Origin of the sequence: Leucobacter sp. Ag1, from assembly GCF_000980875.1 — a bacterium.
Taxonomy (GTDB): domain Bacteria; phylum Actinomycetota; class Actinomycetes; order Actinomycetales; family Microbacteriaceae; genus Leucobacter; species Leucobacter iarius.
This window is the reverse complement of record NZ_LAYO01000046.1, coordinates 1-10,120: the sequence shown is the minus strand read 5'-3', so window position 1 is coordinate 10,120 and position 10,120 is coordinate 1. Positions and strand designations below refer to the sequence as shown.

At 71.8% G+C, this 10,120-nt stretch carries 10 protein-coding genes; 5 read left to right on the top strand and 5 right to left on the bottom strand.

Translation table 11 applies throughout. The annotated features are described in order from the left end of the window. Positions 1–124 precede the first annotated feature (124 nt). Together XM48_RS00790 and XM48_RS00785 are read right to left on the bottom strand one after the other, a co-directional pair. A complete protein-coding gene (locus tag XM48_RS00790; RefSeq protein WP_046453870.1) occupies positions 125–817 on the bottom strand; it encodes a response regulator transcription factor in 693 nt (230 codons plus the stop codon). Continuing rightward, positions 814–2,040 carry a cell wall metabolism sensor histidine kinase WalK gene (locus XM48_RS00785; protein ID WP_046453869.1) on the bottom strand — a complete coding sequence of 409 codons (1,227 nt, stop codon included), beginning with the start codon at positions 2,038–2,040 and terminating at the stop codon, positions 814–816. Before XM48_RS00785 ends, XM48_RS00790 begins: the two co-directional genes overlap by 4 nt. Positions 2,041–2,198: 158 nt before the next feature. On the opposite strand from XM48_RS00785, the gene phoU reads away from it, so the two are divergent. The 3 genes from phoU to rlmB are packed head-to-tail and all read left to right on the top strand — an operon-like array spanning position 2,199 to position 5,333. Then, positions 2,199–2,840 carry a phosphate signaling complex protein PhoU gene (gene phoU, locus XM48_RS00780; RefSeq protein ID WP_046453868.1) on the top strand — a complete coding sequence of 214 codons (642 nt, stop codon included), beginning with the start codon at positions 2,199–2,201 and terminating at the stop codon, positions 2,838–2,840. A 55-nt stretch (positions 2,841–2,895) separates the two neighbouring features. Then, positions 2,896–4,326, top strand: coding sequence for a cysteine--tRNA ligase (cysS, locus tag XM48_RS00775; protein ID WP_046453867.1), 1,431 nt, complete (start codon positions 2,896–2,898; stop codon positions 4,324–4,326). Next, complete coding sequence (rlmB, locus tag XM48_RS00770; RefSeq protein WP_046453866.1) at positions 4,323–5,333, top strand: 23S rRNA (guanosine(2251)-2'-O)-methyltransferase RlmB; 1,011 nt, start codon at positions 4,323–4,325, stop codon at positions 5,331–5,333. The genes cysS and rlmB overlap by 4 nt, the downstream gene beginning before the upstream one ends. A gap of 11 nt (positions 5,334–5,344) precedes the next feature. Here rlmB and XM48_RS00765 read toward each other — a convergent pair whose 3' ends face one another. Continuing rightward, positions 5,345–5,806 (bottom strand): Rv3235 family protein, encoded by a 462-nt coding sequence (locus XM48_RS00765; RefSeq protein ID WP_052961207.1) that lies wholly within the window; start codon positions 5,804–5,806, stop codon positions 5,345–5,347. A 231-nt stretch (positions 5,807–6,037) separates the two neighbouring features. Here XM48_RS00765 and XM48_RS00760 point away from each other — a divergent pair, with 231 nt between their 5' ends. Next, complete coding sequence (locus XM48_RS00760; protein ID WP_046453865.1) at positions 6,038–7,555, top strand: sensor histidine kinase; 1,518 nt, start codon at positions 6,038–6,040, stop codon at positions 7,553–7,555. A gap of 69 nt (positions 7,556–7,624) precedes the next feature. Here the strand turns inward: XM48_RS00760 and XM48_RS17685 are convergent, their stop codons facing one another. Beyond that, on the bottom strand, positions 7,625–8,128 hold the full coding sequence (locus XM48_RS17685) for a hypothetical protein (RefSeq protein ID WP_046453864.1): 504 nt from the start codon (positions 8,126–8,128) through the stop codon (positions 7,625–7,627). After that, on the bottom strand, positions 8,125–9,660 hold the full coding sequence (locus tag XM48_RS00750) for a PspC domain-containing protein (protein ID WP_084820835.1): 1,536 nt from the start codon (positions 9,658–9,660) through the stop codon (positions 8,125–8,127). Before XM48_RS00750 ends, XM48_RS17685 begins: the two co-directional genes overlap by 4 nt. Before the next feature lie 114 nt (positions 9,661–9,774). On the opposite strand from XM48_RS00750, the gene XM48_RS18120 reads away from it, so the two are divergent. Further along, positions 9,775–10,120, top strand: a 346-nt coding sequence (locus XM48_RS18120; RefSeq protein WP_197074111.1) for a PspC domain-containing protein, incomplete at its 3' end; no start/stop codon positions are given.

Genomic DNA, 10,120 nt, shown 5'->3' with positions numbered 1-10,120 from the left:
GGCGGGGACGGGAAGTCCGGCGCGGAGTCGACTCCCGCCAACTGACGCCCCCGCGCGAACGACGGAGGGCCCGCGGGCGATGCCTGCGGGGCCTCCGTCGTTCGCGGCCCGGGGCCGGGCGCGCTCAGGCGAAGCGGTAGCCGACGCCGCGGACCGTCGTGACGATCGTGGGATCGGACGGCACCGGCTCGATCCGGGAACGGATCCGCTTGATGTGCACGTCGAGCGTCTTGGTGTCGCCGTAGTAGTTGCTGCCCCACACGCGGTCGATGAGCTGGCCGCGGGTGAGCACCCGCCCGGAGTGCCGCATGAGCAGTTCGAGCAGCTCGAACTCGCGCAGGGGCATCGAGATCTCCTCGCCCCGCACCGAGACGGTGTGGCGCTCGGTGTCGAGGCGCACCCCGAGCTCCTCGAGCACGCCCTCCTCGGCCTCTTCCTCCTCCGGCTCGCCGGCGTGGCCGCGGCGCAGGGCCGCGCGGACGCGGGCCAGCAGTTCTCGGGTCGAGTAGGGCTTCGTGATGTAGTCGTCGGCGCCGAGCTCGAGGCCCACGACGATATCGATCTCGCTGTCCTTCGCAGTCAGCATGATGATCGGCACCTGCGAGCGAGCGCGGATCGACCGGCAGACCTCGGTCCCGGGCAGGCCGGGCAGCATGAGATCGAGCAGCACCAGTTCGAACTGCTCCTCGGGGAAGACACGGATCGCCTCCGAGCCGTCGGCGACGACCCGGACCCGGTAGCCCTCGCGTTCGAGCAGGAACGCGAGCGGTTGCGAGATCGATTCCTCGTCCTCGACCAGCAGGATGCGCTGACTCACGCCGTGACCTCTTTCTTCCGCGATGCGGAGGCTTGCTTCTGGATCTTCTTGGTCTTCGCCGAGCCTCGGGCCTTCTTCGCCTTCTTCGACTTCGGGTCCTCGCCGAGGTCGACGAGCGGGAAAGTCAGGCTGAAGCTGGATCCCACGCCCGGCTGCGACCAGACCTCGATGTCCCCGCCGTGCGAGCGCATGGTGTGCCGGGCGATACTCAGGCCGAGGCCGGTGCCGCCGCCCGCGCGGCTGCGCGAGGCGTCCACTCGATAGAAGCGCTCGAAGATGCGGGGGAGGAGCTCGGCGGGGATGCCGTCCCCCTGATCGGTGACGGTCACGACGCAGGCGCGTTCGGTGACCTCCATGCCGACGCCGACCCGACCCCCGTCGGGGGAGTGGCGGATGGCGTTGCTCAGCAGGTTGGCGATGGCGACGCCGAGCGACGCCTGCCGGCCGAGGGTGACGAGATCGCCGAGTTCGGCGGGGGGCTCGGTGACGACGAGCTCGACGCCGTGCTGCTCGGCGTAGGTGCGGTGGGCGTCCACCTCGGATCGCACGAGGCCCCGGAGCGGCACCGGCTCCCGGTCCTCGGGCTGCACGGTGCCCTGGGCCTCGGAGAGCTGGATGATGTCCCGCGAGAGGTTGCCGAGGCGCTGCGACTCCTTCATCAGGGTCTGCGCGAAGCCGCGCACCCGATCGGGCTCGTCCGCGGCCTCGTGCACGGCCTCCGAGAGCAGGCTGATCGCCGCGATGGGCGTCTTGAGCTCGTGGCTGACGTTCGCGATGAAGTCGCGGCGCATGGCGTTGACGCGCTGCTCCTCGCCGAGATCCTCGGCGATCACCACGAGGAATCGGCGCTGAATCCGGAACAGGTGCACGCGCACGGTGTCCGCCGTGTCGTCCGCGGCCGGCTGCCGGGTCTCGGTCATGCCCGTCGACATCACGCGCCGGGCCTGGGCCAGGAAGTCCTGCTCGCGCAGCTGCTCGCCGGTGATCCGGGCGTCGTCGCGGGCGGCCGGGTTCGCGTACACGGGGGAGAGGGAGGAATCGAGGATCACAGCGAAGCTGTCATGCTCGTTCAGGATCTCGACCGCGACCTCGGGGAGCTCGGGGCGCAAAGCGGCGGCTCGTCGACGGCCGGCTGAGCGCGCGGCGGTGATCGTCGCCGTGACCAGGACTCCGATGAGGATCCCCAGGCCGATGGAGGCGAGCACGAGCAGAGTCGGGGTCATGGCACCCATGGTATTCGGCGGCGATCGACCGGAGCCCCGTGTTCAACTCCTGTTTACCTGAGGGCCGGGAGGCGTTCACGGCCGTGGGGAACACTGATGCCGTAACGTTGCGTGCGACGCGCCCTCTCGGCGCGCCGGAGGAAAGGGAACCGTTCGATATGCGTGAAGTCTTCCAGCAGGAGCTGCGCGAGGTGCAGGACCGCCTCGTGGAGATCGCTGAGCTCGTGAAGGACGCGATCCAGCAGGCGACCACCGCCTTCGGGAACTCCGACGTCGCTCTCGCGGAGCAGGTCATCGACAGCAGCGAGGCGGTCGAGGAGCAGGCGGGTGCGCTCGACGAGCTCACCATCGACATCCTCGCCCGGCAGCAGCCGGTCGCCTCCGACCTCCGCCTCATGGTGGGTGCGCTGCGTATGAGCGCCTCGCTCGAGCGCATGGCGGACCTCGCCCAGCACATCGCCCAGCTGGCGCGCTACCGCTACCCCGAGAGCGCGATCCCCAAGGGGCTGAAGAAGACCTTCGTGCGCATGGGCGAGCTCGACGTGCTCATGGCCGAGAAGCTCGTCGAGCTGCTCCGCAACCAGGATCCGGCCACGATCGACGTGATCCGCGACCTGGACGACGATATCGACGAGCTGCACGCCAAGGTGTTCGAGAAGGTGCTCAGCGACAAGCTGCAGGCCGACCCGACCGGCGTCGTGGACGCGACCCTCGCGAGCCGCTACCACGAGCGCTTCGGCGATCACGCGGTGCACATCTCGAAGCAGATGAACTTCTTCCTGCGCGGAGAGCTCGAGTAGGCGGGATCGGCGTCACAGGGGGCGATCGCCCCTGACGAGGCCGTAGACTCGAAGGATGCAACAGCGGATCTACGACTCACGGACCCAGGACGTCGTCGACTTCGTCCCGCGTGAAGCGGGCCGGGTCGGGCTCTACGTCTGCGGGCCGACCGTGCAGTCCGCGCCGCACATCGGCCACCTGCGCAGTGCGCTCGTGTACGACCAGATGCGGCGGTGGTTCGAGGCGAGCGGCCTCGAGGTCTCGCTGATCCGCAACGTCACCGACATCGACGACAAGATCCTCGACAACGCCCGCATCGCGCGCGAGGCCGGCGGATCCGAGGAGTGGTGGGCGCTGGCCTACCGGGTCGAGCGCGACTTCACCGCCGCGTACGACGCGATCGGCGTGCTGCCGCCCACCTACGAGCCGCGCGCGACCGCGAACATCCGCGAGATGGTCGAGCTGATCGAGCTGCTGATCGAGCGCGGCCACGCCTACCGCGCGGCCGACGGCTCGGCGAGCGTCTACTTCGACACCGCGAGCTGGCCCGAGTACGGCGCGCTCACGCGCCAGCGCCGCGAGCAGATGGAGGACGCCGCGGACTCGGAGCCGGTGGGCAAGCGGGATCCCCGCGACTTCGCCCTCTGGAAGGCGTCGCGCGATTCGGAGCCCGCGACCGCTTCGTGGCCGTCCCCGTGGGGCGCCGGGCGTCCGGGCTGGCACATCGAGTGCTCGGCCATGGCGACCCGCTATCTCGGCACCGAGTTCGACATCCACGGCGGCGGGCTCGACCTGCGCTTCCCGCACCACGAGAACGAGCTGGCGCAGTCGTCGGCCGCGGGGCACGGCTTCGCGCGGCACTGGATCCACAACGGCCTCGTGAACACCGGCGGCCAGAAGATGTCGAAGTCGCTCGGCAACTCGCTCTTCGCCCACGATCTGCTCGCTCAGACGCGGCCGATCGTGCTGCGCTACTTCCTCGGTTCGGCGCACTACCGCTCGGTGCTCGAGTTCTCGGAGACCTCGCTGACCGAGGCCGCCGCGGCGTTCGAGCGCATCGAGGGCTTCGTCGCACGGGCGACCGAGCACCTGGGCTCCGCGCCCGAACCTGTTGCGCTGCCGCAGGCGTTCGTCGATGCGATGCTCGACGACTTCGCGGTACCGCAGGCGCTCGCGGCGCTGCACGAGGCCGTGCGCGCGGGCAACACCGCGATCGACGCCGATGACGCCGAGGGGCTGCGCGTGCGCGCGGGCGAGGTCGTCGCCATGCTGCGCGTGCTCGGACTCGACCCGGCCGACCCGGTCTGGCGCGCGGGCGCCGCGGCGGGTGCGGACGCGGCCGCCGAGGGCGCGCTCGACGCGCTCGTCGGCGCACTGATCGAGCAGCGCGCGGAGGCGCGCGCCAACAAGGACTTCGCTACGAGCGACGCGATCCGCGACCGGCTGCAGGCCGCGGGCATCGCACTCGAAGATCGTCAGAACGGAACGGGCTGGAGCCTCGCATGAGCAACAAGAGTGGGCGCGCAGGCGCCGTACGCAAGAAGAGCCGCGGCAAGGCCGTCGGATCGGGCGGTCAGGGTCGCCAGGCGCTGGAGGGTCGCAAGCCGACCCCCAAGGCGGAGGACCGCCCCTACCACCCGGCGGGCAAGGCCAAGGCCGCGCGCGAGCGCCTGAACGCGGCGCGCGACCGCCATGGCAACCGAGGCGGCGGCTCGGGCGAGCGCACGCAGCGCTCCACCCGCAAGCCGGTCGACACCGAGCTCGTCACCGGCCGCAACGCGGTGCTCGAGGCGCTGCGCACCAAGACCCCGGCGACCGCGCTCTACGTCGCGGCCAAGGTCGAGATGGACGACCGCATGCGCGAGATCCTCGGCCTGGCCGTCGGGCGCGGGGTCCCCGTGCTCGAGGTGATGCGCGCCGAGCTTGACCGCATGACCATGCGCGACACGGTGCACCAGGGCGTGCTGCTCAAGGTGCCGCCCTACGAGTACGCGCACCCGCTCGAGGTGCTCGACCAGGTCGAGGAGCGCGGCGAGAACCCGCTGCTCGTCGCGCTCGACGGGGTCACGGACCCGCGCAACCTGGGCGCGATCATCCGCTCGGTCGCCGCGTTCGGCGGCCAGGGCGTCATCGTGCCGCAGCGTCGCTCGGTCGGCCTGAACGCCGCAGCGTGGAAGACCTCCGCGGGTGCCGCGGCGCGCGTGCCCGTGGCGATGGCCACGAACCTCACGCGCACCCTCAAGGACCTGAAGAAGCGCGGCGTCTTCGTGATCGGCCTCGACGGCGGCGGCGATGTCGAGCTGCCCGGTCTCGAGCTCGCGGATCGCCCCGTGGTGCTCGTGGTGGGCAGCGAGGGCGAGGGGCTGTCGCGACTCGTCACCGAGACCTGCGACGTGATCGTGTCGGTGCCGATCTCGGCCGCGACGGAGTCGCTCAACGCGGGTATCGCGGCGAGCGTCACCCTCTACGAGGTCTCGAAGCTCCGCGCCGCGCGCGCGGCCGTCTCCGAGTAGGCTCCGGCGGTTCACAGCACCGTCAGCGAGGTCGCGATCCAGCGTCTGCGCAGGTACTCGAGGCGCATCGGCACCGCGTAGGCGCGCACGGCCGTGTGCAGCGTGACGGACGCCTCCGCCACGTTCGGACGGGGTCTTGTGATGTGCGCGGGGCCGGCCTCGGGCACCGAGCGGCGCTGGTCGCCGAGCACGCGGCGTCGCTCCTCGTGCATCGCGCGGAGCCGTTCGAGGCGCCGCGCCACGAGCGGGGTGATCCACGGGCCCAGCTGCGCGGCGGTTCGCGTGCCGTCGATGATCTCGAACGCGCGGACCGCCAGGTTCCGCACCAGACGGGGCGGCGGTTCCGGGATGTCGTCGGGTACCGGATCCTGCGGCTTCGGCCACTGCAGGTGGTGCTCGGAGGGCTGCGGTCGCCGATGACGGTGCGGGGGCGAGTGCTGATGGGCGCGCGAGCGCATGCGGGCGTCGGGCACGGGATCCTCTCGAAACTGGACGGACGTCCCCCACAGACCCCGGACCCGATCCGCATCGCCGGGCGGCGTGCGATCGGATGACTTCCACCCTAGAAAACCGGATCAATCGACGGTCAAGCGCGTTCGGGCAGCGGGTTCTGAGACCTCTGGCGTCTGTGCCCTGTCGTCGGAGTCGCCCGGCCGCCGTCGCCGGCGTTCCGGGGGCTCCGCGCGAAACGTTAGGCTGATCCCGTGTCGACGCTGCAGAATCTCGCCGAGAAGTACTCGAACCTCAGCCAGGAGGAGATCGAGTGGCTCGATCTGCTCGTGCTCGACTGGCCGCTGCTCGCCGATCTCGCCCTCGGCGACGTCGTGCTCTGGGCTCCGACCGACGCGGGCGAGTACCTCGCGGTCGCGCACAGCCGCCCGGCCGGCTCGGTCACGCTGTTCTACCGGGACGTGATCGGCGATTTCCTCCGGCCCGACTGGCGCGACCTCGTCGACGAGGCGATGACCACCCGGGCCCCCGTGGTCTCCACCTCGCCGGCCTGGTACGAGGAGAACCCGATGAACCTCACCGCGTTCTCGGTGAGCCGTCGCGACGAGCAGGGGCGACTGCAGGGTCCGTTCGCGGTCGTCACGCTGCACACGAGCAGCGCCGACCAGCAGAGCGCCTCCCGCATCGGCGCCGCGTTCCGCGAGTGCGCCTCCGACCTCTTCTCCATGATCCAGCACGGACTCTTCCCCTCCCCGGGCACGACCAAGGGCCGCGAGCGCGGCGCCCCCCGCGCCGCGGACGGGCTGGTGCGCGTCGCCACCGACGGCGAGGTCACCTTCGCGAGCCCCAACACGCAGACCACCTTCACGCTGCTCGGCTACCGCGACGAGCTCGAGGGCGAGAATCTGAGCGAGGTGCTCGCCGAACTACTGAAGGGCCAGTTCGACACCAACGAGTCGCTGCCGCTCATCACCCAGGGCAAGATCGCGAAGCGCGCCGACATCGAAGCGAGGGGGCGCGTGGCGACCCTCCGGTCGATTCCCGTGATCCGCGATGGCGAGCGCGCGGGCGGCATCATCCTGACCCGCGACGTGACCGACCTGCGCCAGCAGGAGCAGGAGCTCATCACCAAGGACGCGACGATCCGCGAGATCCACCACCGAGTCAAGAACAACCTGCAGACCGTGGCCTCGCTGCTGCGGGTGCAGGCCCGTCGCGCACGCAGCGAGGAGGCCAAGGAGGTGCTCGGCCAGGCCATGCGCCGCGTCGCCGCCATCGCGGTCGTGCACGACACGCTGTCGACGGGCCTCTCGCAGATCGTCGACTTCGACGTGGTCTTCGACCGAGTGCTCGGCCTGGCGGCCGAGGTCGCGAGCCTGCACGGCACGACGGTGCACCCGAGCAAGGAGGGCAAGTTCGGCGAGCTGCCCTCGGAGTACGCGACGCCGCTCGCGCTGGCCCTCACCGAGGTCGTCACCAACGCGGTCGAGCACGGCCTCGCGGGTCGCGAGGGCGAGGTCATCATCCGGGCCGACCGCACCGACGACCGGCTCGCGGTCGAGGTCATCGACACCGGATCCGGCCTGCCCGACGGACGCGTCGGCGACGGCCTCGGCACGCAGATCGTGCGCACCCTCATCGAGGGCGAGCTCGGCGGATCGATCTCGTGGGGCTCCGATGCCCGGGGTGGCACCCGGGTCGCGATCGAGGTGCCGCTGCACTGGATCCGCACCGACACTCGCGAGATCCCGAGGGTCAGCACCACCGTGTAGGCACCGTACGTCGAGATGCCCCGTGCCGCGGTCGTGGACCGCAGCACGGGGCATCTCCGTCCCGGGTGCTCAGTCCCTGCGGCGAGCGCGGGCGTTCCGGGCGAGGATCCCGGCGCTGACGCCGAGCAGCAGGACGCCGAGGCCGAGCACGGTGCCCGAGATCCACACGGCCGGATCGACGGTGCCCGGAGCGAGGGACATCTGGACCACGAAGGCGCAGAACGCGAGGATCAGCGATCCCCACACGATGGGGCCGGTGCGCACCCGGCGGCGCGGCTCGACCGACTGCGCCTGCGGAAACGGCCGGGTCTGCTGAGTCCGCTCGGCCTGCGGAGCGTGCGGCGCAGCCTGCTCTGCGGTCTGCGGGGGGATCGTCGAGTCCTGCGGCTCCGCACCTGGCGCCGCCGGCTCCGCCGCAGGCTCCGCCTCCGGCTGCGGAACGGTCGGCGCTGCTGCGGAATCGTCCACGGTGGGAACCGCCGGATCCGCGGAGCGAGCGGCACCGTCGCCGGTGTCGACGTTGACGTCTGCGTCCGCGGGGTCGATCGGTGCGGACGGGTCCTGGGCGTTCATCGGGTGCCTCTCTGGTTCGATGCCGACGAATCGACGACGGTGACGTTCCCGCCGAGCACGCGGACGGTCACGCGGGTGGTGGGGCCGGGCTCGCCGGCACCCGTCTCGATCGTGCGGGCCACCAGCGGGCCGGACTGCTTGAAGTCGATGCCGTCCCGCTGCTCGGTGATGTTGCCCGCCCCGACCTCGACGCGCACTCGCGCGGGTCGATCCGTGGGCGCCTGCACCTTGGCGTTGCCGGCGAGCACCCAGACCTCGTAGTCCTCGCCGGCCTGCCGCGAATCGAGCGCGCCGAGGTCGAGCACGGTGGTTCCCGCGAGCATGACCGTCGCGGGTGCCTCGGCACCGGCGTCGAGGTGCCCGAAGGGCTGGAACCGGCTGCCCCAGGGCAGCACCGCGGCGACCAGGACCGCGACGACGCCGCAGGCGGAGAGGAACCCGATCCAGCCGGTGCGTCGGCCGCGGATCCCGGCGACGACGAGCGAGAGTGCGAGGACGACGAGCGCCGCGACCATCGAGGCGAGCAGGGCGCCCGCGGTATCGCCCGGGATGTGCGAGGCGCCGAGCGCCTGCGTCTGCTGCGCCCACAGCGCCGTGGCGCCGGCGGCGAGCAGGGCGAGCGCGAGGGTGAGCACGGTGTGCACGGGGCCGAGGCGCGTGGCGCGCTGCTCGGCGCGGTGCTGAGCGGTCCAGGCCGCGGACCGTGCGTTGACGTCGGAGGTCCACTCATCGGCGCGCTTGCCCGCGCGCTCGCCCCAGGCGTTCGCCCGCTCGCTGAACTGCTGGCCCCAGGCTTCGGCGCGGTCGCCGGTGCGCTGGCCCCAGGCCTCGGCGCGGTCGGCGAAGTCCCGGGTCTGCTGACCGAAGGAGGCCGTCGGATCCTGCGGAGCTCCGGCGGCGCCGGGCTGCGCGGGGTCACCGGGCTGCGACGGCTGTCCGGGCGCGCCGGGCGTGCCCGGAGCGCGGCGGCCGCCGAACGCTCGGCTCAGCCACACGATGCCGAGCACGATGATCGCGACCCAGCAGAGCCAGGCGATCGTGCCCGAGAGCCAACCCGGGATTCCGAGGGCGCCCCAGAGATCCCAGTGCCAGATGCCGAGGTTCGGCACTCCGGCGACGGAGGGGACGAGGAGTCCGATGACGACCGGGATGAAGACGAGCGTCGCGAGGATGATCGTGACGGTCAGCATCCCGGCCGAGGCTCGCCCCCGGAAGACCTCCTCCAGGTGGATGCGGCCGAGGGAGTCGGGCAGCAGGAGCCAGCCGGCGAGGTAGAGCAGGATCCCCGGCCCGCCGAGCAGCGCGAGTACCACGAAGATGCCGCGCACGATCAGCGGGTCGATGCCGAAGCGTGCCGCGAGGCCCGAGGCGACGCCGGTGAACCAGCGGTCGTCGCTGCGCTGCACCCGGAGACCGCGGATCCAGTCGAAGAAGCCCGCACCGAAGGGGCGCCCGCCCGGGGCGCCTGCGGGGCCGGGGTTCGCGGGGCCGGAGCCTCCGGGAGCACCGGGAGGAGGAGTTGTTTCGTTCATGCTTCGAGTCTGGCTCCGGCCCGGGCGCCGCGGCTATGGGGGATCACCCTGAGCCGACCCCCATTCCGCACCCCGAGCACCCCGGTTCCCGGCTCCGGGTGCTTGGATGGAGGCATGGACCGCCCCGCTCTCACGAGACCCGACGACGGCCGCCTGCTCGCGGGCGTCTGCGCCGGGCTCGCGGCGCACCTCGGCATCCCGGTCGCGGGCGTGCGGATCGTGTTCGCCGCCCTGCTGCTCGCGAGCGGCGCGGGCGGGATCCTCTACCTGTGGTTCTGGGCGACCGTGCCCCGGGTCGGATCCGACGAGGGGATCCTCCCGATGCGGCGCGTACTGACGCGTCCCGCCGCGCAACCGGCGGCGGGGTCGGGATCCTCCGCGCCGAACGCCGCGCCCGCGCCCGCGACTGCGCCCGCGCCCGCGACTGCGTCCGTATCCGCGCCGGCGAAGGCCATCGCCC